The 25,869-nt window shown below is 32.5% G+C and carries 25 protein-coding genes and 2 tRNA genes; 13 read left to right on the top strand and 14 right to left on the bottom strand.

Annotation, left to right across the window (positions count from 1 at the left end; all coding sequences use genetic code 11):
* Positions 1-59: 59 nt before the first annotated feature.
* The 6 genes from Mjas_RS02460 to Mjas_RS02435 all read right to left on the bottom strand — a co-directional run bounded on the left by Mjas_RS02460 (position 60) and on the right by Mjas_RS02435 (position 6,341).
* Positions 60-1,079: a UPF0104 family protein gene (locus Mjas_RS02460; protein WP_421078208.1), complete on the bottom strand. Its 1,020-nt coding sequence runs from the start codon at positions 1,077-1,079 to the stop codon at positions 60-62.
* A gap of 216 nt (positions 1,080-1,295) precedes the next feature.
* Positions 1,296-2,468 (bottom strand): preprotein translocase subunit SecD, encoded by a 1,173-nt coding sequence (locus Mjas_RS02455; protein WP_421078207.1) that lies wholly within the window; start codon positions 2,466-2,468, stop codon positions 1,296-1,298.
* 132 nt (positions 2,469-2,600) lie between these two features.
* On the bottom strand, positions 2,601-3,449 hold the full coding sequence (locus Mjas_RS02450; protein ID WP_421078206.1) for a protein translocase subunit SecF: 849 nt from the start codon (positions 3,447-3,449) through the stop codon (positions 2,601-2,603).
* A 61-nt stretch (positions 3,450-3,510) separates the two neighbouring features.
* Positions 3,511-4,542, bottom strand: a complete 1,032-nt coding sequence (comC, locus tag Mjas_RS02445) for an L-sulfolactate dehydrogenase (RefSeq protein WP_421078205.1) — start codon at positions 4,540-4,542, stop codon at positions 3,511-3,513.
* A gap of 75 nt (positions 4,543-4,617) precedes the next feature.
* A complete protein-coding gene (endA, locus tag Mjas_RS02440) occupies positions 4,618-5,142 on the bottom strand; it encodes a tRNA-intron lyase (RefSeq protein ID WP_421078204.1) in 525 nt (174 codons plus the stop codon).
* Between the two features lie 101 nt (positions 5,143-5,243).
* Positions 5,244-6,341 carry a DNA topoisomerase IV subunit A gene (locus Mjas_RS02435; RefSeq protein ID WP_421078203.1) on the bottom strand — a complete coding sequence of 366 codons (1,098 nt, stop codon included), beginning with the start codon at positions 6,339-6,341 and terminating at the stop codon, positions 5,244-5,246.
* A gap of 267 nt (positions 6,342-6,608) precedes the next feature.
* Between Mjas_RS02435 and ftsZ the strand changes: the two genes are divergently transcribed.
* The 4 genes from ftsZ to Mjas_RS02415 all read left to right on the top strand — a co-directional run bounded on the left by ftsZ (position 6,609) and on the right by Mjas_RS02415 (position 9,293).
* Entirely contained in the window at positions 6,609-7,700 is a 1,092-nt protein-coding gene (ftsZ, locus tag Mjas_RS02430) for a cell division protein FtsZ (RefSeq protein WP_421078202.1), read from the top strand.
* A 20-nt stretch (positions 7,701-7,720) separates the two neighbouring features.
* On the top strand, positions 7,721-7,972 hold the full coding sequence (locus tag Mjas_RS02425) for a protein translocase SEC61 complex subunit gamma (RefSeq protein WP_421078201.1): 252 nt from the start codon (positions 7,721-7,723) through the stop codon (positions 7,970-7,972).
* A 205-nt stretch (positions 7,973-8,177) separates the two neighbouring features.
* Entirely contained in the window at positions 8,178-8,618 is a 441-nt protein-coding gene (locus Mjas_RS02420) for a transcription elongation factor Spt5 (RefSeq protein WP_421078200.1), read from the top strand.
* Positions 8,619-8,810: 192 nt separating this feature from the next.
* Positions 8,811-9,293: a 50S ribosomal protein L11 gene (locus Mjas_RS02415; RefSeq protein ID WP_421078199.1), complete on the top strand. Its 483-nt coding sequence runs from the start codon at positions 8,811-8,813 to the stop codon at positions 9,291-9,293.
* Positions 9,294-9,343: 50 nt separating this feature from the next.
* Here Mjas_RS02415 and mfnA read toward each other — a convergent pair whose 3' ends face one another.
* The 6 genes from mfnA to Mjas_RS02385 all read right to left on the bottom strand — a co-directional run bounded on the left by mfnA (position 9,344) and on the right by Mjas_RS02385 (position 16,038).
* Complete coding sequence (gene mfnA / locus Mjas_RS02410) at positions 9,344-10,504, bottom strand: tyrosine decarboxylase MfnA (protein ID WP_421078555.1); 1,161 nt, start codon at positions 10,502-10,504, stop codon at positions 9,344-9,346.
* Between the two features lie 145 nt (positions 10,505-10,649).
* Positions 10,650-11,951, bottom strand: a complete 1,302-nt coding sequence (gatA, locus tag Mjas_RS02405; protein ID WP_421078198.1) for an Asp-tRNA(Asn)/Glu-tRNA(Gln) amidotransferase subunit GatA — start codon at positions 11,949-11,951, stop codon at positions 10,650-10,652.
* Positions 11,952-12,132: 181 nt separating this feature from the next.
* The gene (locus Mjas_RS02400; RefSeq protein WP_421078197.1) at positions 12,133-13,659 is read right to left on the bottom strand and encodes an acetyl-CoA carboxylase biotin carboxylase subunit; all 1,527 of its coding nucleotides are present in this window, start codon (positions 13,657-13,659) and stop codon (positions 12,133-12,135) included.
* A 120-nt stretch (positions 13,660-13,779) separates the two neighbouring features.
* Positions 13,780-15,483 (bottom strand): sodium-extruding oxaloacetate decarboxylase subunit alpha, encoded by a 1,704-nt coding sequence (gene oadA / locus Mjas_RS02395; RefSeq protein WP_421078196.1) that lies wholly within the window; start codon positions 15,481-15,483, stop codon positions 13,780-13,782.
* A 278-nt stretch (positions 15,484-15,761) separates the two neighbouring features.
* Positions 15,762-15,836: transfer RNA gene (locus Mjas_RS02390), tRNA-Glu, on the bottom strand.
* Positions 15,837-15,963: 127 nt separating this feature from the next.
* Positions 15,964-16,038 (bottom strand) — tRNA-Arg (locus tag Mjas_RS02385).
* Between the two features lie 139 nt (positions 16,039-16,177).
* On the opposite strand from Mjas_RS02385, the gene Mjas_RS02380 reads away from it, so the two are divergent.
* The 6 genes from Mjas_RS02380 to cbiB all read left to right on the top strand — a co-directional run bounded on the left by Mjas_RS02380 (position 16,178) and on the right by cbiB (position 22,255).
* Positions 16,178-17,203 carry a TIGR00341 family protein gene (locus Mjas_RS02380; protein WP_421078195.1) on the top strand — a complete coding sequence of 342 codons (1,026 nt, stop codon included), beginning with the start codon at positions 16,178-16,180 and terminating at the stop codon, positions 17,201-17,203.
* A gap of 463 nt (positions 17,204-17,666) precedes the next feature.
* Complete coding sequence (locus tag Mjas_RS02375; protein ID WP_421078554.1) at positions 17,667-18,518, top strand: MEMO1 family protein; 852 nt, start codon at positions 17,667-17,669, stop codon at positions 18,516-18,518.
* Between the two features lie 213 nt (positions 18,519-18,731).
* Entirely contained in the window at positions 18,732-19,523 is a 792-nt protein-coding gene (locus Mjas_RS02370; protein ID WP_421078194.1) for a translation initiation factor IF-2 subunit alpha, read from the top strand.
* 33 nt (positions 19,524-19,556) lie between these two features.
* On the top strand, positions 19,557-19,718 hold the full coding sequence (locus Mjas_RS02365) for an RNA-protein complex protein Nop10 (RefSeq protein WP_421078193.1): 162 nt from the start codon (positions 19,557-19,559) through the stop codon (positions 19,716-19,718).
* Positions 19,719-19,837: 119 nt separating this feature from the next.
* Positions 19,838-21,283, top strand: coding sequence for a DUF530 family protein (locus Mjas_RS02360; RefSeq protein WP_421078192.1), 1,446 nt, complete (start codon positions 19,838-19,840; stop codon positions 21,281-21,283).
* A 36-nt stretch (positions 21,284-21,319) separates the two neighbouring features.
* Entirely contained in the window at positions 21,320-22,255 is a 936-nt protein-coding gene (gene cbiB, locus Mjas_RS02355; RefSeq protein WP_421078191.1) for an adenosylcobinamide-phosphate synthase CbiB, read from the top strand.
* A 58-nt stretch (positions 22,256-22,313) separates the two neighbouring features.
* Here cbiB and Mjas_RS02350 read toward each other — a convergent pair whose 3' ends face one another.
* Positions 22,314-22,709 carry a translation initiation factor IF-5A gene (locus tag Mjas_RS02350; protein WP_421078190.1) on the bottom strand — a complete coding sequence of 132 codons (396 nt, stop codon included), beginning with the start codon at positions 22,707-22,709 and terminating at the stop codon, positions 22,314-22,316.
* Positions 22,710-22,854: 145 nt separating this feature from the next.
* A complete protein-coding gene (gene hemB / locus Mjas_RS02345; protein WP_421078189.1) occupies positions 22,855-23,829 on the bottom strand; it encodes a porphobilinogen synthase in 975 nt (324 codons plus the stop codon).
* Between the two features lie 161 nt (positions 23,830-23,990).
* Here hemB and Mjas_RS02340 point away from each other — a divergent pair, with 161 nt between their 5' ends.
* The 3 genes from Mjas_RS02340 (at position 23,991) to Mjas_RS02330 (ending at position 25,696) form a co-directional block, all read left to right on the top strand.
* Complete coding sequence (locus Mjas_RS02340; protein ID WP_421078188.1) at positions 23,991-24,527, top strand: phosphoesterase PA-phosphatase; 537 nt, start codon at positions 23,991-23,993, stop codon at positions 24,525-24,527.
* 64 nt (positions 24,528-24,591) lie between these two features.
* Complete coding sequence (locus Mjas_RS02335; RefSeq protein ID WP_421078187.1) at positions 24,592-25,203, top strand: FumA C-terminus/TtdB family hydratase beta subunit; 612 nt, start codon at positions 24,592-24,594, stop codon at positions 25,201-25,203.
* A 136-nt stretch (positions 25,204-25,339) separates the two neighbouring features.
* Positions 25,340-25,696, top strand: coding sequence for a hypothetical protein (locus Mjas_RS02330; RefSeq protein ID WP_421078186.1), 357 nt, complete (start codon positions 25,340-25,342; stop codon positions 25,694-25,696).
* Positions 25,697-25,869: the final 173 nt, after the last annotated feature.

The following is a 25,869-nucleotide window of genomic DNA, read 5'->3' as shown; positions in this document are numbered from 1 at the left end:
CACCAATTGCTAATTCGTCATTAATTAGTTTATCGTTAATTAGTTTATCATTTTAGTTTTTATATTCCTATATCTTTATATTTTTTGGTTTTTATTTTCTTTTTTATTATCTTAAATGCAAGAGCTCCCATTATTGTGGCTAATCCATAGGAAATTATTCTATCTAAAATCGTTCCAGCAGCAGCTTTTGAATAAGGAATATTGAACAGCGAATACATGGCAATCATTACAGCATCGGAGGTTCCAAGACTTCCAGGCAATGTTGGGAGAATGCCTATAAGGAGGGATACTAAGTATGTTGAGGATACTGCCACAAGTGAAATATTGCATTTAATTGCTAAAAATAATATGTATATCCTTAAAATATCAAGAAACCACCAGCCAAATGATAATATAAATGGCATAATTATTTTTCTTTTATTGTTTTTAAAAAATTTTATGTTATCTTGAAATCGATTTATGGATTCCTTTATTTTATCTTCATTTATGGTTTTTGAAGAAAATTTTGATATAATTTTTACTATTTTTAATGTAATTTTAAATGCTAATGTTTTATGCATTATGATATATAAAGCAAGGGCTGTTAATCCACCAATGGTAATCCATATAAATATGAGCTCCTTTGCATAGATGATTCCATGTATTATGAAGTATATGATTACAAAAAATGTTAATATTAAGAATACCATGGTGTCCAATAATCTCTCAACCACAACACTCGAAAATGAAACATGATTTGGAATATTTTCTAATTTTGAGAGATAATATGCTCTAAATGGCTCACTTCCACCTTTCATGGATGGAGTTATATTGTTTATAAACTGTCCCATTACAATTAATAGGAATAAATTTTTAAGTTTTGCATTGTAATTATTTATTTGTAGTAGGGACCTCCAACGCATCACAATAATAAAAATGGTTAGAAAATAGATAAATGTCGCCAATAAAAAAAGATATATATTCATTGATAAAAATACAGCAATTATTTCTTTAACGCCTATATGCCATATTATCAACAATATTATAATAATACCGGTCCCATACAACAATATATTTTTTAAAATTCTTTTTATATTCATGCACATCACTGTAATTTTAAAATATTCTTTATAGAAAAATCATCAAATCAATATCATCCTATCTCCTATTTATTATTTATTTTAATATGGGTTGAGATGATAAAAAAATTTATTTTAAATCATATAAATTAAATTAAACAAAAATGTTTTCAATTCTCGCCATGTTTATGACAAAAAGATAAAAAAGATAAAAAATATTTTCTATAATAATGTATATTAATATTCTTTTTTCACGACATATTGAACGATTCTTGCAAATGCAGGTCTTGTAATCAATATACCAATTAATACACCAGCTATTGTTGTAATGGCGAATCCCTTTAACATACCAATGCTCATAACAAACAATGGAAGCATTGCGGCAATTGTAGTTCCTGCTGCTGCAAATATAATAAAGAATGCTCGTTTAATACTTTTTTTGACTCTTTTTGACTCTCTTGAAAGTGTTTCATCTGTTATGACTATTTGGTCATCAACCCCAGTTCCAACCGAGGCGATAATTCCAGCAATTGATGCTAAATCAAGTTTCCAGCCAATTGCCGATGCAAATCCAAGTATGATTAAAATTTCGGAGGCACAGGTTATAAGTATAGGTAAAACAATCATAGGCTTTTTATACCTAATTGCAACAACTGCCCCGACTGCTAAGAATGCAAACAATCCTGCTATTGCCGCTCCCTTAATGAATTCTTCTCCAAGTGTTGGTGATATGGAACTTACATATTCAATATGAACTTTAACTGGTAAAGAACCTGATTTTAATGCAGTATATATTGCCCATGCTTCGTCTTCATCCTGTTTGGTTGGATTTTTTCCTGCAACAGTGATTATCTGGTCTGGATGTGGTTTTCCATCTGCCAATCCTGGAGAAAGTGTAGGATTGCTTACTAATCTACCATCCATGTAGAGCTCTACGGCATGTCCTCCTTTTCCATAAGCCACTTTTGCAAATTTATCTGCCCCTTCGGGAGTTAGTTTAAAACTTACTCCATATCCTGATGGTGTTAATCCAGGTTCTTCAACATATGCCACATCCTGCCCAGTATATGCAGTAATGTTGTCTATTTTAGCTACAAAAACACCCTGTTGAGTTAGAATCTTTTTTATTCTATCTAAATCAGCAGTTTTGGGTATCTCAACAATTATTTCGTCATTTCCCCTGGGATAAACAGTAATATCACTTAAACCATTTGCATTTAATCTACTTGATAATATCGTAGTAACCACGGTCATGTTCTGCTCTGAAAGGGGTTCGTCAGTTTTTAATACGATTGTAGAGCCCCCACTTAAATCAACCCCAAATGAAATGCCCTTAAATGAGATTAGAAGTATCGATAGAATGATACATCCGATTAGGATTAATATTTTACTATCGCTCAATAGTTTCATAATATATCCCTCAATATCTATAATTCGTTTTCCTTTTTTCTTTTAGAAGTGAATCTTTTGGATTTTCTGATTTACAAAACCGAAGGGATTTTGTTAATTTTCTTAGTATGATTTATACCATTATGGCCCATTTCATTTTCTGCCCTTATACTCTGAAACGTAGTATCTTAAAATACCTACATTGGTCATCCATGTGGTCATTAAATCCGCAATTAAACCAAACAATATGACTGCGGAAATATCTTTCAATAAACTCGCAGCCGGCACAATATAGGACACCACCAAATATAGCACAAACATAGCCACAATGGTTGTTATGGACATGGTCATTCCAGTTTTCATGGATTCATTTATTCTTTCATCTAGGCTTCCCGCTCTTCTTTTTAATACCCTTGTGGTGAGCATAATGTCGGTATCAACACTGTATCCGATAAGCATAAGTAGAGCTGCAACCGTGGCAGTTGATACTGGTATTCCAAATAAACTCATACCGCCAATTGCAAGCACGATATCAGACACGGCTGCAAGTATAACCGCAGCACTAGGGACAGGAGTCCTAAATACGAGATATACTACAATAGCCATAAATATGAATGCAAATCCAACAGCTTTAAATCCATCCTTCCAGAATTTTTCACTTAACGATGCTCCAATTTGTTTTTGGGAGTATTGGAGTTTATTCAAATCATCCACATTAAAGAAATTTTTTAATGCCGTATCGATTTGGGATGTATCCACATCTTTTCCAGCTTTTATTATAATAAATGTCCCAGATACTGACTGAGATTTTTTTACCTCAACTCCTGTGGGAAGTATCTCTTTTAATTTGTTGATATCCACATTATTTGGAGCAGTTATTGTTATTTCAGTACCTCCGCTCACGTCTATACTTTCCTTTAATCCATGAGCATATACAAAAATGCCTGAAATAATAGTCAATATCACAGGTATAATTGCTATTATTTTATAGTTTATTTTCATTTAATTCCCTCCAACTTGTATAACCAAATATTTATTAAGAGGATAATATATAAATATATTTTCAAAAGTATTCGTTAATGTTTAAACCATTTTTATCGCAAATATCTTTTAATTTATTATACAATGCATCGTCTATCTCAAAGCCATTTTTGTTTTTTTCAATATTCATTTTTTCAATTTCCCCTGGAATTAATATGCTAAATCCTTCCGCTGGTTTTGAGTTTTTTATTTCCTCTACAAGATTATCGACCTTTTCCATAAACTCCTCTTTATCTCCAAAGAATTCAGGATTTATTGCCATAAAGAAATCTCCTTTTGTGCATTTGTCCGTTGGATTTGCGGTTCCCTTTACATTTGTTCCCATCTGAGCTCCGCCGATTGCTGAGATGATTTCAATAGCCAACGCAAGACCATAGCCCTTAGGTCCTCCAAATGGAAGAATACATCCTTCCAGTGCTTTTTCCGGATTTGTAGTTATATTTCCCTCTTTATCCACAGCACAGCCTTCTGGAATTTCTTTTCCAACTCTTAGAGCTTCAAGTATTTTTCCCCGGGCAATGGATGCAGTAGCCATATCAAGGGAATATGTATATTTTTTCCCCTTGATTGCTATTGCTATTGGATTTGTCCCTAAAATCTTTTCAGTTCCTCCAAAGGGAGCCATTGCAGGTTCTGTATTTGTAATGGCAATGCCTATTAAATCCTCATTAAGTGCCATTTCTGAGTAATGTCCGGTAATACCAAAGTGATTTGCATTAACAGTGGCAACTGCACCAATACCTACGTTTTTTGCCTTTTCAATTGCCATATTCATTGCCTTTTCACCAATTACATAACCTAATCCCATATCTCCATCAATTGTCCCAGTTGCAGGACTTTCTTTTATTATTTTCATTTCAGGATTTGGTTTGATGTTTCCCACTTCAAGACCCACCACTGTTTGTGGGAATCTTCCAATTCCATGTGATGTAAAACCCTTTAAATCTGCCTCAACATATATATTTGCTGTGGTTTCTGCGTCTTTTTTATTTATCCCATATTTCATCAAGATATCCATAATAAGTTTTTTCTCATTTTCAGGCATAAGTTTCACAATATCACCTTATTTATTTAATTATCTATGTAATTTATTTAATTATTTTATTTAATTATATTAATCATCTCTTTTTTAAAGTCGCAAGTATCCCATGTTGTAATAAACAATATCGCCATCATCATCTACAATGGCAATTATAAGTTTTTTCCTTACGGAATGTGCCACCCTCACAAACCCAGTGAGCTCTGAAATAGCGCAGGGTCTATCTTCGGAAAAAACTTTAACAAGATATTCGGAATGAACTTCGTTGATATTTTCCCTACTATATAATCTATAATCAGAGCCGTATTTTAAGCCAGTTTTTACTGTATAGCCCCTGTTTCTTAAATCTTTATAAACTAAATATTTTATGCACAATCTCTCATCAATGTTATGTGCGTAATCATATAATTCTTCAAAAGATAAAAATCTATCTTTTTTGGATTTAACCTTAATCCAGTTTTTGGAAACTAAATATAGCGATTCAACCAATGAAATGGATAAAAAATTATCATTCAATTCGCCATATCCTTTTGCATTTAATCTTGAAATGCCGTCTCTGTTGAATATCAAAACTCTGTCGTCTGAAAGCTTCGCTATAATCGGTTTTTTAGCCATATTTTCCCCTAATTTAAAAAAATCAAAATAACATGAATATATGTTATGATATAATATTATTAAAAATAAAAATTATATTATTTAATATTTAATAGTTATTATTAAGGCAACCATGTGCTCTTATCCTCAATCTTTGCTGGAAGATACTCCTCAACAACATACTTTAAACCGTATTTTGCCAAAGATTGCTGTTCTGCCCTCTGCTTCATTTCAAGCATCTGATTCAATGCCTTCTGCCATTCAGGGAAGCTTTTTACAAAATCATCGTTTTTTAGACCGTCTTTCAATCTTTTAAGGTCGTGGTCTTTCAAAGGATGAGTTGGTAAGTCATAATCTAAAATATCCTGAGGAGTAACACCAATCAATCTTGCCGCAGGAATTGCAAGTTTCTCAGCCAAATGAACAGCTTTACCACTTCCTACCTTTAATGTCCTGTAAATGTTAAGATATCCATAAGGGTCACCGTCTGTAAATACTAAAACAGGGAGTCCATGTTCTTCATTTAATCTTTTTATAAATCTTCTCGTAGCCCTTGCTGGAACACCTTTTAAGGATGCTAAAATGCAATTATGTTTTTTCCAGAATTTTTCAGCATTCAATCTTGCAAACATACCTGCTGTTTCTATTGCTAATATGAAATCTGCATCTGTTTCAAATTCCAATCTTGTAATGTCGTTTGGGATGTTATAGGCACCACTTCCTAATTTTTCACAATCTATCTTTAATTCTTCACCTTCGGGGGACTTATCTACGATTTTAAGAGGTCCAACAACAGAAGAACCATCTTCTTCAGGTATGAATCCAAGTTCTTCCCTCAAAAAGTCCAAAGCAGCTTCAAGGTCTTCTATGACACTATTTGAAGGTTGCTGGTCATCAAATCTTGCTTCTCCCCAGTTTTTTGAAACGTAATATGCTTCCCTCAGTGTTGAAAAATCATTTGTATCAAGTAAATCTTTTGAAAATTCCATCATTTTTACAGTTTGTGCAAATATTTTAGCCTGATTAACTGTTAAGGTTCTCTCTTTTTCCTTGCCCATCAATACGAATGTTCCCCTTTCCCGGTCAAACTTAGCATTTGCTAAACTTCTAACTGGAAATTTAAGTTTTGGTCTTTTGCCGTTAAGAACACAGTCGTACATATGGTTTGCAACATCAATAATCTTTTTCTTAGCGTCTTCTCTTGCTTTTGATGATATCATAGTTTCACCGTTAAGTTTAATAATGTGTATTCCATTACACATAATAATTAAATCGTAAATTATAAATTTAATATGTCTATTATATTATCATAAACTTAAAAATAAAATGATTGGTTTATTTATTATTTGTATATATCTTAATTATATTAATTTATATTAATAATATACCTATTTATATTATAATTATTTAATTAATGAATTACTTAAAGATATGGTCATAATATAATTATCAAGTATATAAGGTTATAACCATTAGGAGGTAATACTTTGAAATTCTTAAAGAATATAGTGGTTGAAGATGATCCATTGCATGAAGATATGCAGAATCTCTCCGATGTTGATAGAGAACTTTTGGAGTTGATAAAAGAATCAAAAGTTCGGATTACCGTAGTAGGATGCGGCGGTGCAGGAAATAATGCTATAAACAGGCTTACAATTGAAGGAATCAAAGATGCAAAAACCGTAGCAATAAATACTGATGCTCAGCAGTTGATAAAAACCAAAGCGGATGAAAAGGTATTGATAGGTAAAAATCTTACAAGAGGATTGGGTGCTGGTGGAGACCCAACTAAGGGTGAGGAATCCGCAAAAGAGAATGCTGAGGATGTTAAAAAAGCACTTCAAGATTCGGATATGGTATTCATCACATGCGGTTTAGGTGGAGGAACAGGAACTGGTTCAGCCCCAATTGTGGCAGAAATATCTAGAAAAATGGGTGCATTAACTGTTGCAGTAGTTACACTGCCGTTTTCAATGGAAGGAAAAGTTAGGATGGATAATGCAATTACTGGACTGAATAAATTGAAAGAAGCAGCAGACACAATTGTGATTATTCCAAATGATAAATTATTGGAGATAGTTCCGAATATGCCTTTGAGGACAGCGTTTAAAGTTGCAGATGAGGTTTTAATAAATTCGGTAAAGGGAATGATAGATTTAGTTCAGAATGTTGGAGACATACACGTAGATTTCGCAGATGTGAGGGCAGTAATGAGCAATGGCGGTATAGCAATGATGGGAATTGGCGAAAGTGATTCTGAGAAGAGGGCGAAAGAAGCTATAAACATGGCTTTAAATAGTCCTTTACTATGTGTTGATGTAGATGGGGCTTCTGGTGCATTAGTGCATATAACTGGTCCTGAGGATATGAGTCTTGAAGAAGCAAAAGAAATAGTTTCAACAGTTTCAGAAAGATTGGATGAGAATGCAAAAATAATTTGGGGAACAACAATTGACGAAAATTCTGAGAACGTATTGAGAGTATTGCTGATAATTACCGGAACGAAGTCTTCTGGAATAACTCCATTTAATTCTCCAAAGGGCACTAAGAAAGTGTTTATTGACCTTCCAACAATTTAATTAATATATAGAGGGGTATCGTGGCAAAAGAGAAAAAAAATTCTAATAATAATATTAATAACATCAATAATGCAAAAATAAATGCTAAATTTGATGAATTGAAATCATTTTTAAATCAATGTAAACGAGTGTTGATGATTTCAAGAAAACCTACTAGGGATGAATTTTTGAATGTATCCAAAGTTACAGGTCTTGGAATATGCCTTCTTGGTGCTATCGGTTTTGTAATACATGTACCAATTACTTATTTAAAAGGACTCATAAAACCATAAGATATATATAATATATCAAACATTTTTTAATAAAATTTTATAGATTCTTTTAATAAATTAAATTATATATAATTAACAACTATTTATTTTAAAGATTTTTTAATTCTATTTTAAAAGTTTTTATTCTAATCGCTTACGAAATAAGCGAGTAAACGAAAACCGAAGGTTTTCGTCTAATTTTTATCATTTAATCTGGTGATATATTATGATTTTTGCCGTTAGAACCACTACGGGTCAAGAAAAAAATGTTGCAGAGTTTTTAGCCTCAAAGGCTGAAAAAGAAAAGATTGAAATATATTCTATACTAGCAACAGAAGATTTAAAGGGGTATATTCTTGTGGAAGCCCCAAACAAAGGAGCAGTTGAAGATTTGGTAAGAAAAACATTTAAAGTAAAGGGTATCGTCCCTGGTGAAACTTCAATAGATGAATTGGAACATCTACTGGCTCCAACAAAGATAATAGAAAGCATCGATAAGGGAGATGTAGTAGAATTGGTTGCAGGACCATTTAAGGGAGAGAGGGCGAGAGTCACAAGAGTAGATAAGCATAAAGAAGAAATAACATTGGAGTTAATGGACGCCGCAGTGCCTATTCCTATAACTGTTGGAATTGAACAGGTTAAAATTGTATCTAAGAATCATTAAATATAACACATAAAAATTATCATATATGATTCCCTCCTTAATGTAATCATCATTTAGTAATTATTTATTTATAATTGCATCTTTTTTTAAAAGATACATAGTAAGTTTTAAATACAGATATGGACAATAAGATTAAAAAGTTAAATATGTAAGTTTTAATTTATAAACACGATGTAAATTGAGGTGAATATAATGGCTACTGAGATAGTTGAGATATTAGTAACTGGTGGAAAAGCAACAGCAGGGCCACCATTAGGTCCAGCAATCGGACCGCTTGGCGTAAATATTATGAATGTTGTTAAGGAAATAAACGACAAAACAAAGGATTATGAAGGAATGAGCGTTCCAGTAAAAGTAATTGTAAATACAGATGATAAATCCTTTGAAGTAGAAGTGGGTATTCCACCAACATCAGCCCTCATAAAAAAAGAATTAGGGCTTGACAAGGGTTCAACAGAACCAAAACATAAAATAGTAGGCAACCTCTCAATGGAGCAGGCAGTGAAAATTGCAAAAATGAAAAGAGAATCAATGTTATCATACAACTTGAAAAATGCTGCAAAAGAAGTAATTGGAACCTGTGTTTCATTGGGTGTAACTGTTGATGGTAAAGACCCTAAGGAAGTTCATAAATTAATCGATAACGGAGAATACGACGAATACTTTAATGAATAAATTAAATAATAAGTAATAAAAAAATTATTTTTTTAATTTTAATTTTTTTATTAATTCTTTTTAACGCTCGCGAGAGCTTCTACAAATTCATCAATATGTTCTTTTTCTATATGTGGCATCACTATTATTCTGAGAGCTCCTACACATTTGCATATTGATACATACCATCCTATTTCACGAAGTTTTAAACATGTTTCTGATGGATTTTCATCCTCCAAAGCCACAATATTAAGAACGGGGTCTATTACAGGTTTAAATCCATACTCCTTTGCTTTTTTTATTAAGTAATAGGTTTTATCCATACATTCGGATACTATGTTTTTATATCCTTCTTCCCCTAAAAGTTTCATTACGCCCCATGTGGATGCCACGCCAATACCTGTTCTTGTTCCAATTAGTGTTGCCTGATGAATATCCGTTAAATAGGGCGCTTCAACATCTAAATATTTTTTAAATGAAATGTCCCTAAATAGTATCCCACCAGCAGGAATTGGTGCAAGTCCCATTTTGTGTGGGTCTATTGTAATGGATGATACGGCATTTAATGAAAAATCGAATTCATAGTTATAATTGTTTAATTTATATTTATCCTCTAAAAACGGTATTACAAAACCACCAAATGCGGCATCTACATGAAGATATATGCTATTTTCCTCAGCCAGTTTTGAAATTGCCTTTATGTTATCAATGGTTCCCAGTTCTGTGCATCCTGCTATACCAACTATTGCATCTATTTTATTGTTTTTATTATCTTCAATGTAATCTTTAATATATTTTACATCCATTGTATAGTAATCGGTCAATGGGGGCTTTATATACTGTAAATCCATCATTTCTCTTGCTTTTTCAAATGAAAAGTGTGCAGTTTCAGGAATTATTACCGTAGTGGTTTTATTGCCTTTTTTTCTTGAAATATTTTTTATGGTTCTCATGGCGGTGATATTTGCCTCTGTTCCACCGGATATTATATATCCAAATGGATTGTTGTTATTTAAAAAATTCCCCATCATTTGTATTACTTCGTCCTCTAATTTTTTTGTTCCTTTGAATAGCCCAGGGTCTCCTAAATTAGTTTCAAAGAACATTTCACTTATTTTTTTTGAAATGGGGTGGGGTTTTGTGCACATGGAACCTAATATTCTGCCGTCCTCATATTTTAAATCCATTTCCCGATATTTTTTTAATGCATCCAAAACCTCTTTTTCATTCATGGTCATGTTTTTGCCTTTTTAATTTTTCTAAAAAAAGGATGTAATGATAGTTATAAAAAAATTATAGGTATTTTCAATTAATTTAATAATTTATATAATTTAATAATTATTTTCGAATCGCTTGCTACGCAAGCGAGCAACAAAATCACCTTGTGATTTTGTCTAACTCAATCATAGCACTTAATACCTTTTCATCGTCAAATGGCTTTCCTTGAATCTGCAATCCAACTGGAATGCCGTTTATATCTCCACATTTAACAACTCCTGCACATATTCCACAGATATTTGTAGGAACTGTTAAAACATCGTAGGCATACATTTCCATTGGGGTGAGCTCCTCCCCTATCTTGTGTGGAAGTTTTGGAACTGTTGGTGATGCAATGATATCAACTTCCTTAAAGAGCTTTAACATATCCATCTTCATTAACCTTCTTGCCTGCAATGCTTTTTTATAGTATTTTCCGCTGAATTCTTTTTCACTTATGTGCTTTCCAATTAGAATTCTTCTTAAAACTTCCTCACCACACGCTTCCTCAATTGGATATCCATATCTTCTTCCATCGTATTTTCTTGTTGCCGAGAAGAACTCCACATAATTTATTAAGTAGTATGTAGGAAGTGCCAAATCGGTGTATTTATAGCTTAATTCCACAATTTCGCATCCAAGGTCTTTAAATACCTCGATACCTTCTTCAATCTTGTTTCTTATTTTTTCATCGCTAACTTCCATGAATTCCTTTACAATTCCGATTTTATAATTTCCTATGTCTTTCTTTTCGAATTTTGGAGTATTTACCGTTGTGCTGTCTGAAATATCCAATCCTTTAATTACATTTGTTAAAACAAGGGCATCCTCTGCACTTTTTGTTAAAGGTCCAATCTGGTCAAAACTCATTGCAAGGTCGCATAATCCCTGTCTGCTTACTACGCCGTATGATGGTTTAAATCCAACAACACCACAGTGTGATGCAGGGTTTCTTATACTTCCCCCTGTATCGCTTCCAAGTGCCATATCGCATAAATCAGCAGCTACTGCGGCGGCACTTCCTGAACTACTACCTCCTGGAATTCTACCTTCTGCGTTTGGGTTTTTTGTAGCTCCGTAATAGGATGTTTCACCACTGCTTCCGCTTGCAAACTCATCCATATTGGTCATTCCAATTACAAGCCCCCCTTGTGATTTTATCTTTTTAATCACCGTGGCATCGTAGGAGCTCACATAGTTTTCAAGAGTTTTTGAAGCACAGGATATTGTGTATCCTTTAACATTTATATTTGATTTAACAGCGATTAATTTTCCATAAAGTGGTTTGTTTTTTAATTTCTCGTTTTTTTCCAGCTCTTCCGCTTCTTTTAAAACTCTCTCTTTATCAATTTGTATGTATGCATTTATGTCTGATTTTTCAATTTTTTCAAGATACTCATGAGCTCTATCAACAATTGTCATCCTTTTATCACCACTTATAAACTCCAATTTTAAATTATAAATTATCCATCATAATGTATTATTATAATAAAATAAGATTAAGAATATATAAAAATATCCATTTAGAAACATTAAAAAACATCACATAAAAAAGAAATTGTAAATAAAAAAATAAATAATTATTGTTAATTAATCTTTATAGTTAATCTTTATAGTCCTCAGAGTATTTTTTATCGTATTTATCAACATTTTTACTTGCAATGCTTGTAATGTAGGCATTTAATCCTCCTGCAAGAGCCACAATTTTTCTATCGTCGTGGAATATTTTATCGCTGTATCTTTTTTCGTCGTCTTTTGCTTCCATTGCATATTTAATTACTTTATTTTTCAAATATTCCGCATGGTCGTCAATATAGTGTGTAGATATATCTCCTTTTATAAAATCCGACTCTTCCATAACTGCTCTGTGGAATGGAATGTTGGTGGTTATACCGATAATCATATATTCAGATAGAGCTCTCCTCATTCTTGCTATTGCCTCGTTTCTATCCTTTCCATAGGCTATAAGTTTGGCTATAAGGGAATCGTAATATGGTGGTATTTCTGCACCGCCATAAACTCCACTGTCTAACCTTATTCCAGGACCTCCTGGTGACCTGTAATGTTTTATTTTTCCAGGAGATGGTATAAAATCATTTACCGCATCCTCTGCATTTATTCTACATTCTATGGCATGCCCTCTAATTTCCACATCCTCCTGGGTGAAGGAGAGTTTCTCGCCTGCTGCTATTCTTATCTGCTCTTTTACAATATCGCATCCTGTAATAATTTCAGTAATTGGGTGCTCTACCTGAACTCTCGTGTTCATCTCCAAGAAATAGAATTCTCCATTGCTGTATAAAAACTCCACAGTTCCAGCACTGTAATAATTAATAGCCTTTGCAGCTTTTACTGCGGCTTCTCCCATTCTTGCCCTTAATTCTTCTGTCATTATTGGAGCAGGAGCCTCTTCAACTAATTTTTGATGCCTTCTTTGAATTGAACACTCCCTATCTCCTAAATGAACTACATTTCCATATTTATCCGCTAAAATCTGGATTTCAATATGCCTTGGTTTTTCTAAGTATTTTTCAATAAATACTGTGGAATCTCCAAATGCACTTTGAGCTATTGACTTTGTGGATTCGATGGTTTCTATGAGCTCCTGTCTATTGTATGCTACACCCATACCCATACCTCCACCACCTGCGGAGGCTTTGATTATGACGGGGTAGCCTATTTCCTCTGCAACTTCTATTACTTCATTAGGGTCTTCTATTGGGTCTTCTCTACCTGGTAAAACCGGAACACCAGCCTCTTTCATTATTCTCTTTGCGTTTATCTTACTTCCCATGGATTCTATTGCCTCAACTGGGGGTCCTATAAATACAATACCCCTCTCTTCGCAAGCTTCGGCAAGTTTTGGGTTTTCCGATAAGAACCCATATCCTGGGTGTATAGCATCTGCCCCAGTTTTTTCTGCAATATTCATGATTCTATCAATGTTTAAATAGCTTTTTGAAGCCTGTGGTGGTCCTATGCAATAACATTCATCGGCAAGGGTGGTATATAGTGAATGTTCATCAGCCTCGGAATATACTGCAACAGTTTTTATTCCGAGCTCTTGACATGCCCTTATAATTCTAACAGCAATTTCGCCTCTATTGGCTATTAATACTTTTTTAAACATGATAATCCCCATGCTTATTATTTTTTATGGTTTTTACTTTATAAAATAGATAATGGGTATTTAATTAATAAGTATTTAATAAATGAGTAGTTATTTTAGCTATAATTTTTAATTATTTATCTATTTAATTATCATAAGTATGTCGCCCACATTGACGGACTGCCCTTCATGAACGATTATTTTTTCAACCTTTCCATCTACTGGACTTTCAACAGGGTTTTCCATCTTCATTGCCTCCAATATAACAATTACATCGCCCTGTTTTACTTCATCTCCTTCTTTAACTTTTATTTTAGTAATCATTCCTCTAAATGGAGACGATATTGCCCCTTCTGTTTCTGCGGTGAATTTCTCTTTTTTCTTCTTCATTTCAGTTCCGTATTTTGGGTTAATTTTAACTTCGTATGCTTCCCCATCAACTTCGATAATATATTCTGTTGGAATTTCCATAAATTTAGAAACTTCTTTTTCCTCAGGTATTACCTCAGCTTCCAATTCTCCTCTTAGGAACTTAACTGCAACCTGTGGGTAAAGTGCATATGTTAATATATCCTCTTCTTTTGACACTATACCTTTTTTCTCAGCCTCTTCTTTTACCTTTTCATATTCTGGCTTTAATAAATCAGCAGGTCTGCATGTAATAGGTTTTTCACCATCTTGAAGAACTCTCTTCACGAGCTCCTTACTAATTGGAGCAGGTGGTTTTCCATAAAGTCCTTTTACATAATTTGCAACTTCGTTTGTAATTATTTTGTATCTTTCTTCCGTTAATACATTCATTACAGCCTGAGTTCCCACTATTTGAGATGATGGAGTTACCAGCGGCGGATATCCCAAATCTTTTCTAACATTTGGAATTTCTTTAAGAACTTCTTCGAATTTATCCAGAGCTCCCTGTTCTTTCAACTGTGAAACAAGGTTTGAGAGCATACCTCCAGGAACTTGATATAATAAAATCCTTGTATCTACTCTTTCAGAGATTGGATTTATTAAATACTTGTATTTTTCTCTGATTTTATCAAAGTAATCTCTAATTTCATTTAATAATTCCATGTCCAATTTTGTATCAAATTTGGTCCCTTTTAATGCTGCTACAATACTTTCAACTGGTGGTTGTGCCGTTCCCATTGATAACGGAGACATTGCACAATCTACCACATCAACACCAGCTTCAATTGCTGCTAAATATGTAAGTGGAGCAATTCCACTTGTGCAATGGCTGTGAAGGTCTATTGGGATTGAAACTTCTTCTTTTAATCTATTTATAAGTATTTTTGATTCATAAGGTTTTAGGAGACCGGCCATATCTTTTATACAGATGGAATCACATCCAAGTTCTTCAAACTCCTTTGCAAGATTTACAAATTGCTCTATTGTATGAACAGGACTTGTGGTATAGGATATTGCACCTTGAACATGAGCTCCACATTTTTTTGCAACTTTTATTGGAATTTCCACATTTCTCATATCATTTAATGCATCGAATATCCTGAATATTTCTATTCCATTTTCATAGGATTTTTGAACAAACTTTTCTACAATATCATCAGGATAATGTCTATATCCTACTAAATTTTGACCTCTTAAAAGCATCTGCAAGGGAGTATTTTGAATTCGCTTTCTCAGAGACCTTAATCTCTCCCAAGGGTCTTCATTTAAATATCTAATACAGGCGTCAAATGTGGCTCCTCCCCACACTTCCATTGAAAAAAAGCCCACTTCGTCCATTTTTTCTGCAATTGGTATCATATCTTCAGTTCTCAATCTTGTAGCCATTAAGGACTGGTGTGCATCTCTAAAAGTGGTATCTGTTATCTTTACCATGCTATCCCTCTTATGTTTGTAAAAAAAGTATATATGTAATACCGATAAAAAATGAAGTAAATTATCAATACCTGTATAAAAAATATTTAATTATTTTCTTATGTAGTTATATGTCAATCATATTTATATTTTTTCAAAAATAGTCATACCTTAATATGGTGTTGTGTGAGCATGGAATTATAAATATGGTGTTTGTTGGCAATATTTTGGGAAATAGACTGATGAATCCAAAAGAATCGTATATATAAATTAATAAATATATCCTTATAAAATAAAAATGCTCCAGCCGGGATTTGAACCCGAGTCGCGGGCTCGAAAGGCCCGCATGATTGGCCGGACTACACCACTGGAGCACTATATAATATAAAACGAAATTTGTAATAATTAAACGGACCCGGAGGGATTTAAACGCAACCTTTAAAAAAGGTTGCTATCCAAAATCCATTCATCACGAAGTGATGAATGGAACCTATATATTAGCGGACCCGGAGGGATTTGAACCCCCGATCCCCGGCTTAGAAGGCCGGTGCCGTATCCAGACTAGGCCACGGGCCCACTCTAACTTACCAGAGCATACTCTAAAATAGATATTCTACTATATAAACTTTTCGTTTAACCATATATTTATATATTTTATAAATAATATCATATACAATAACCATCTTAAAATTTATAAAATAATTAAGGGGATATTTTGAAGTTAAGATATATAGAGTGTTATATTCCAAAACATATTTTTGTAGGCATGGATAAAATTTTGGGGGATTATGAAGACATTATATGGCATAATGTGGAAGAGATAAACAATTCTATGGTTATAAAGATACTCACAACATTAAAAAACACCGAAGTGATAGTGGATAAACTGAATAAAGAATATGGAGGTTCTAAATTTAGGATTATCGTTTTTGAACCTAAAAGCACAATTCCTGAGATAACGGAAAAAGTAGAAAAAGAGGAAAAAGAAATAATTGGTGAGGGTATTGAAAATAACTCCATAAAAGGGAATATTCAAGAATTGGAGAGGCTGAGCCGTCAGGAAATATATAATAAAGTATCAGAGATAATATATGCTCCAAAAGAATATTATTTAATGATAATATTATCCACAATTGTTGCAGCGATAGGCATATGGAAAGACGATGTTGCAATTATTATAGCATCTATGATTATAGCCCCTCTTTTAAGCCCGAATATAGCGTTATCCTTTTCTATGTCAATTGCCGACAAAGAGTTGGCAAAAAAATCTCTAAAAAATTTGTTTTTAGGTATTGGATTGGTGATATTACTTTCAGTTTTTTTAGGACATATTCTCCCAATATCTCTAAAAAATCCACAAATAGTATCGAGGATGAATTTAGGGGTGGCAGATATTATAATAGCATTATGTGCAGGTATTGTTGGGGCGTTATCCACAGTTTCCGGTATATCATCTGTTGTTGTAGGTGTGATGATAGCAGTTGCATTATTGCCCCCTTTGGTAGCTTTTGGATTGACTTTTGGAGCAGGGTATTTTATTGAATCTATTCCAATATTGATGTTATTTTTGATAAATATCATCTGTGTGAATCTATCTTCAAGTGTTATTTTTGCCCTCTATGGTATTTCGCCATATAGATGGTGGAAAAAAGAAGAAGCGAAAAAATTAACAATTTTTGCAATATTGACGTGGTTTATTCTCCTAATTATTGCAGCTATTATGATATATGTGGGATTTTAATTAAATGAATTTTAAAATTTCTAGTATATTGGTATTTTTATAGTTGGACTTACTCAGGGGGTCTGTCCAATGTGAGCGTTGGTTAGTAAATGCTCACATTGGACTTGGGCGTCATCAACTTCATCTCCCTCTGGGTTCATTGGGAGCATGTCATCAGTCTCCTCCCCTGTCATGGGGACCCCAGCTCCACCCATCAATTCGGCAATTTGTTGGATGTTTTAACATGTTTAAAAGAGGTTTAGGAAAGTCTTGGGGTTGATTAGATTGACACTATAAACTATGCATGAAAACACCATATAAACATTTCGAAAACTAAATGCTCCCATACACTCAAATACTCACAAAAAACTAAACAGTTTTAAACGGCAAAAGATAAATAATGATTAAAACAATATTCATATAATAATGATTCAATAACAATATAATACCAACTTAGATTTTTTATAAAGGGGGTGTCATTATGATAATAAGAAATCCAGCTGTTGCAGGTGCATTCTATCCCGCAGAACCAAATAATTTAGTTGAAATGATAGAATATTGTTATTTGCATAAATTAGGTCCTGGGACTATTCCCTCAAAAGGCGTATTTAAAAAGCCTATTGGAGTAGTCTGTCCTCATGCAGGGTATTTATATTCTGGACCAGTTGCAGCGCATTCTTACAATGCCATTTCAAGAAAAATAGATGATAGTATAACTGCGGTAGTTCTCGGTCCAAATCATACTGGATTGGGTTCAGGAGTTTCTACAATGAAGGGCATATGGAGAGCTCCGTTGGGTGATATGCACACAGATGATGAATTTATTGACATGCTTTGGAAAGAGTGTGATGTAATTGATTTAGATGAAACTTCTCACCTTAGGGAGCACTCCATAGAAGTTCAGATTCCATTCTTACAGCATCTTGAACTTTTAAATGCCGTAAAGTTTAGGATTGTTCCTATTTGTATGATGATGCAAGATTATGAAACTGCCGTAGAAATTGGATACTTCATAGCAAAAATATCAAAAGAGTTGGATAAAAAAGTAATTGTTATAGCATCAAGTGATTTTACTCATTATGAACCACAAGAAGTAGCTTCAAAAAAAGATGCAATAGTGATAAAAGACATATTAAATATGAACGAAAAAGAGTTATATGCTGATGTAATTAACAATAATATTACAATGTGCGGATATGGTCCTGTTATTGCCATGATTAAGGCAATGAAAGAGTTGGGTGCCAAAAATTCAAGGCTGCTATCTTATTCTACATCAGGAGACATTACAGGAGATTATTCCTCAGTAGTTGGATATGGTTCGTTATTGATTGAATAATTAAATAATAAAATAAATAAAAATTTTATTTTTTCCACTTAACAGGTGAATATTCTTTTTTAAATATATAGTAATGCGATATTATTCCGAGCTCCGATTAACTTTAAACTTCTTAAATAACACACTGATATATAAATTTTTTAAAATTGATATATGCATTATATATATAACATATAAATATTATATTTATAAAAAATTATTACAGGTGAAATTATGAGAAAAGATTTTCCAGACGAAGGGGAAATTGTCATAGGCACAGTTATTGATGTCAAACCATTTGGTGCGTTTGTAGAGTTATTAGATTATCCTAAAAAAGAGGGAATGGTGCATATCTCGGAGGTATCTTCCGGATGGGTTAAGAGTATAAGGGATTTTGTTAAAAAAGGTCAGCGAGTTGTGGCAAAGGTAATGAGAGTAAATAAAAGAAAAGGACAGATAGACCTTTCATTAAAAAGAGTTACCGACCAGCAAAAAAAGGCGAAAATTCAAGAATGGAAGAGGCTCCAAAGGGCTGAAAAATTACTTGAATTTGCAGGTGCGAAACTTGGAAAATCCCTTGAAGAATCATGGGAAGAAGTAGGATATGCATTGGAAGAAGAATTTGGGGAACTTTACGAGGCACTAGAATATATCATCATAGAGGGAAAAGAAGTTTTAGAAGAACTTGGAATTTCAGAAGAGTGGGCGAATGCATTATATGAAGTAGCAAAGGAAAATATTGAGCTAACAAATGTTAAGGTAGATGGTATTTTAACTTTGACGACCGCAGAACCTGATGGCATTAAAGTAATTAAGAATGCACTTAAAAAGGCTTTAAAGTCTAATCCTTATGAGGATGTTAAGGTAGATATTAAATATATCGGAGCTCCGAAATATAGAATAGAAATTCTCTCCCCCGATTATAAGAGTGGTGAGGAGGTATTGAAAACTGTTGCAAATGCTGCCATAGATTACATTAAAAAATATAAAGGTGGAGAAGGTAGTTTCGTTAGGGAAAGCAGTTAATTAATAATTAATAAATAATAAAAAGGCGATATTTTGCGTATGAGAAAATGTCCAAAATGTGGAAAATACACATTAAAGGATTTTTGCAATGAATGCAACGAAAAAACCATAACAGTTAAGCCCCCTAGGTACTCAATAGAGGATAAATATGGGAAATATAGAAGGATGTTAAAAAAATCAGTTGGAAATAAATAAATATATTTATATTTTTTATATACTATATACATTACACAGCTTCCCTATGGGAGCTCCGTTTCTAAACATTTTACTAACGATTTATATTTATCCGGTATTTTTAACATGCATGTGAAAGTATGGATAGCAGTGTTTTAATAAAAAGATGCAACGAATTTTTGGATGAATTGTTAAAATTTAGAGAGGAAATGCACTTAAAATTTTTAAAAAATTTATACTTAGACAATACCACATATAAGGAACTGGTAATAAAATTAAACAAAAATTTAGAGATTTTAGAAGATTTAAAGGAAAAAATGGAGTTGCAAGGGTTTGATACTCCATTTATTGGCGTGGGAAAATTAAAAGGCAGTGATGAAAGTGATATTTATGAAATAAAAACATATTCGTCCTACCTTAGAAGGATGGTTGATGAGAAAAAAGGAGCATTGGAAAGAGTAAAATATGCCATAATATCTCATAAAATAGCATTGGGACATTTACAAGAGTCTGCGGGAAATAAAAAGATAATATATTTTTTACCTTATGATGGCTCTCATAAGGAATTACTATTGAATATGCCGCCCCTTTTTATTAATACCTATAAAAAACTTTTAAATATGTTTGAATCCGAAGGTAAGGGAGTTTTAAGCTCTATAACAATGACATTAATCGTAATGGAAAATGGAAAAAGGAAGTTTAAACGGGTAAAGATAGAAGATGAGGACTATGAAGGATATATTAGAAAAAATTATGGCGATGCATTGATAACTTCCTTGAAAAAAAATTATTCAAAAAATAAATTATTGAATGATAGTTATGTAAAAAAAACTCTGGCACTAGTTTATCTTATGACATACAAGGATGAAATAGAGGCAGAGATAGAGAAAAAATTAAAAAAACTACTATCTTCTCATCAGAGGGATTTAATTGATAAATATAAAAATATCATGGTGGATTTTGAAGGAGATGAGGTTGAAGGAGGAGCAATTGATGTTAGAGTCTTGGATGAGTTAAAAATAAAGAAGTTAAAGATGAAAGAAGAAATGGAAAAATTGGGACTTTATAAGCACGGAAGGCCAATAGAGGAACTTAGGGTATCTCTTGATGTGGAGAAAACAATTTCAGAAGAACTGTGTTTCAAAATTCCGATAAAATATTTCTCACAGGATTTATTTAAATATTATTTATATAACTCCCCTGATGAAAGAGCTCGGTCAAACATGTTCCCATCCATACTTATTACTCCTTCAAAGGTTAATTTAAAATGGATGATAGTTGAGGGAATAAATGCGTTGGATGTCCTTGATTTAAAATTTTTACTTGAAAGGGAGCTCCCAAAATACAATATACCATTAAAAAACATTGGTGGAGCAGCATTGTATTTGATTCATGATTGGGAAATTGTTCAACAGTTTGACTATAATAAAGAGGATGTTGAAGAGGTTTTAAAAAGCATGGCTCCAATCGATGATTTAAAATCAGTTTTGGAAAATAAAGGCATAGATATTAAAAAGCTGGAAAAATACAACAAAATCAAAAAAGATAGGACAAAAAAATTCCTTGATGCCCTTGGAAAACTGTAATTTAAAATTTAAAAATTAATAAAAATTTGTGAGATTATGATTAATCCAATTATATTAATTATATCTATTTTATTTGACAGGATATTGGGGGAGCTCCCGGAAAAAATTCATCCTGTTGTGTGGATTGGAAATCTCATTTATTTTTTTGAAAAATTATTTAAATCAACATATTCAAAAAATAAGATTAGAGATTTTGTTTTTGGAGTTTTAACTGTATTATCTGTTGTAATTGTTGTTTTTATAGCATCTTACTCCATTGAAACTGCTATCAATAAAATACCCAATAATTATGCTATTGTAAAATATATTGCATATTCATTTATTCTTTCAACGGCAATTGGCTATAAATCTCTTTTAAGTTTTTCAAAAAAACCAATAGACTATTTAAAAAATAATGATTTGGAGAATGCGAGAAAATCTGTTCAATGTATTGTAAGTAGGGACGCGTCAAAATTGGATGAAGAGCACATTTTATCGGCGTCAATTGAAAGTGCATCAGAAAATATTACCGATAGCATTATAGCTCCACTATTTTATGCAGCTTTATTTGGTCTTCCCGGTGCATTTATATACCGAGCTGTAAATACGATGGATGCCATGCTTGGATATAGGAATGAAAAATACGAATATTATGGAAAGTTTGCGGCTCGTTTGGATGATTTGCTTAATTTTATTCCATCCCGTATTGCTGGAATTTTATTAATTATTTCTGCACCACTTTATGGAGGAAGTGCAAAAAAAGCACTATATGGATTTTTAAAGGAAGGGTATAAAACACCATCTCCAAACTCTGGATACACCATGGCTACCCTTTCCAATGGATTAAATATGACTCTTGAAAAAATAGGATGCTACAAACTTGGTTGCGGTAAAATAGATATTGATAAAGCATATAATTCTTTAAAAGCTATTGATATAGTCGTATTTGTGTTTTTAGTTATTTATTTGGTAGTTTATTATTTAATGTTCTGATGACATGCTCCAAGAGTGAATATCATTAATAAAAAAAGTAATATAAATTAAAATTAAATTATTTGCTTATAACTCTTGTAATTTTGTATCTTCCAACAGCTTCGAAGTATTCTACTTCAACACCGCTGTCTAATCCTTCTACATCATCAGGCATTGGGATTTCTAAGGTTTCATAGGTTTCCATATCCATAATTTGAACTTGGTCTCCCATAATTGCTAAAACCTGTCCTTTTCTCTTGTCAATGATTGGAACATCAGCTCTTGAAGAGGTAGGTCCTACGATTTCTTTTTTAACTGGTTCGAAAATACCTATTGCAGTAATTCTTGCCTTAGCTCCACCGTGTTTTCCAGGTTTTGATTTTGTAATATTTACGATTTTACATGGCACATCATCTATCATAATGTACTGTCCTTCTTTTAATGAACCTAATTCTACTGGTTTTGTTCCTGGCATCATATCACCTATTTAAATGTTTTTTTACACTTTTCTTTGTTGTAATTTTTCAACGAAAAAAGTTTTCGCTCAATGAAGTTCTATAATTAATTATAATACATAGTATATAAATTTTTAGATGATTGCTTAATGTATTTAAGATATATTAAAGATATTCCGCAACTTCTTTTGCCCAATATGTAATTATAAAATCTGCTCCTGCCCTTTTTATACTCAATAGAGTTTCCATAATTGCTTCCTTTCTATTTAACCATCCCTTTTGAGCAGCAGCTTCAATCATAGAATATTCCCCACTTACGCAGTATCCACCAATTGGTATGTTGAAGTTCTCCTTAGCCATTTTTAAAATATCCAAATATGGAAGTGCAGGTTTAACGAGTATCATATCTGCCCCTTCTTTTATGTCTAATTCAATTTCTCTCAGGGCTTCCCTTGAATTTCCATAATCCATCTGATATGTTTTTCTATCTTTTATGGATGATTTTGGAGAGCTCTCTGCAGCATCCCTAAATGGTCCGTAAAATGAGGATGCATATTTTGCGGCGTAGCTCATAATTGCTACATCCTTATAATTATTTTCTTCCAGGATTTCCCTTATTTTTCCAACTCTTCCATCCATCATATCTGAGGGGGCAACAATATCAACTCCGCTTTCAGCATAGGATAGAGCTATTTTTGAAAGTATTTCAAGGGTTTCGTCATTCAAAACCTTATTATTTTCAATTATCCCACAATGTCCATGGGATGTGTATTCACACAAACAGGTATCCGCTATAACAAGGAGCTCATCTCCGAGCTCATCCTTTATCTTTCTTATGGATGTTTGAATTACTCCATTTTTATCGTATGCGGAAGAGGCAACTTCATCTTTATATTTTGGAATTCCAAAAAGTATTACCGCAGGAATGCCTAAATCTGCCATCTCCTTACACTCTTCAACAACTCCATCTATACTAAATCTATATTGATTTGGCATTGAAGGAATTTCTTTTTTATCTCCTGCATTTAGGTTTTCATCAATAAATAGTGGCATTATTAAATCATTTTTCGTTAAGGTGGTTTCTCTAACTAGGTCCCTTATTTTCTGATTTGCCCTTAATCTTCTTGGTCGCGTTATCATGATATCTCCATATTATAATTTATATATACAATAGTTCAAATATACTATATTATTAGACAAATGCTTCGCAATTTCAATGCTCGCTTACACTGTAAGCGATTTCATTAATTATCATTAATATTATCATTTATGAGTTATGTTAATTTTATCAATGGGATATTATGAAATCGAAATTTGCAGAATTCATATCTTATATGTTTCCATTTTTGTTGGTAATTACATTGGTAGCCACTATAAACAATGTATTTGAATTAATAATGTTGGCAGTTATTCCCTGTGTAATATGGTTATCATCTGCAAAATTAAGTGGTCAAAAGTGGGATATTGAAGATAGGAATCATCGGATAATTCCATTAGTCCTATTGGCAATTTATGGAGTTATTATAGGTTATATTATCAATGATTTCTACTCCAAGGTATTTTTGATAAATGTTGTTTTTATTTTAGTAATCACTTCATTTTGGAAAATTAGTATGCATTGTTATGGATTATCCACATTAATAATGCTATTGGTATATTTATTAAAATATACTGATGCTAATTTTTACTTATTGTTATTCTTAATAACATGCTATACAGTATTTTTGATATTGACAATATGGTCCCGTTTATATCTAAAAAAACATACAGTTTTGCAAGTAGCTCTTGGGACATTTTTTGGTTTCCTAATAAATTTGATTATACTCAAATTTATATAACTTAAAAAGAAATATTTATACTATTGGAATATAATATTAATATATAGAACAGCATGGTGATATTTTGAGATTGGAAACCCCTATTTCAAAGAATACTATAAAGAAATTAAAGGTCGGAGATATAGTTTATTTAAATGGGACGGTATATACTGGCAGGGATGAAGCACATATAACCATCATAGAGGAAAACATGCAGAATGCTGAGGAGAATAATGATGACGATAATATCGTAAAAAAATTGAAAAATGGGGTAATATATCATGCAGGACCTATTATGAAAAAAGAAAATAATAAATGGAAATGCGTGGCAATAGGTCCGACAACATCGGCAAGGATGAACGAGGTAGAAGCAGAATTCATTAAAATAACCGGAATATCAGCAATAGTAGGGAAGGGAGGGATGAAAACAGAGTTGTTAGATATTTTTAAAGAACATGGCGTAGTTTATCTTGCAGCACCTGGCGGGTGTGCGGCATTACTTGCAAATTCCATAGTTGAAGTAAAAAATGTTCATCACCCTGAGCTCGGAATGCCCGAGGCAATATGGGAGCTCGAAGTTAAGGATTTTGGACCATTGATGGTTGCAATGGATGCAAATGGAAAGAGCATATATGAAGAAGTCAATAAGATAGTTCTGGAAAATTTAAACGTCCTAAAATCAAAAATTAAGTCATAAAATAATAATCGTGAGAAAAACCTGTAAAATTTAGTTTCAATACTAACTATTATATTTAAACAAGACAAATATATTATGGTAATAAAATATAGTAGTAAGGTAATGAGATGAACAATGATATGTTAGGAGGGGAAATATGGATAAATGGTGTTTAAAGTATAGCACAAAATGTTATAATTGTGGGGAGGTCGTTGACCAGATAATTGAAATATACCCCAATCAGGCATTTGTGAAGTGTTCCAACTGTGGAGCTACGAGATATTATATTTTAAAAAAAGTGGGAGTGGAAGAGGATAATATTGTAGAACTTGAAAAAAATAAAAAAGGAAAATACGATAATTGGGTTTTAGAGAAAAATGCAAAATGTTATAATTGTGAAAAATATGCTCCTCAGGATATATTAATTACGGATTCTGGCATGTATGTAAGATGTAGAAATTGTGGATTCACAAGATATTATAGGTTCCATATGATGGATGTTCAAGGGGATTAATATTTTATATGGTTGTGTATTTAGTTGCACAAAACCGAAAACTTTATATAGAAGTTCAAAGGCATATTACTATTAATTAATAAATCTAAAAAAATAATATTTATTAATATATTATATCAAATAAAGAAATATTATCTAAATATTGATTAATTATTAACTTAATAACTTATTGT

Source organism: Methanothermococcus jasoni, from assembly GCF_049075655.1.
Classification (GTDB): domain Archaea; phylum AGJL01; class Methanococci; order Methanococcales; family Methanococcaceae; genus Methanofervidicoccus.
This window is presented reverse-complemented; position numbering and strand designations above follow the sequence as displayed.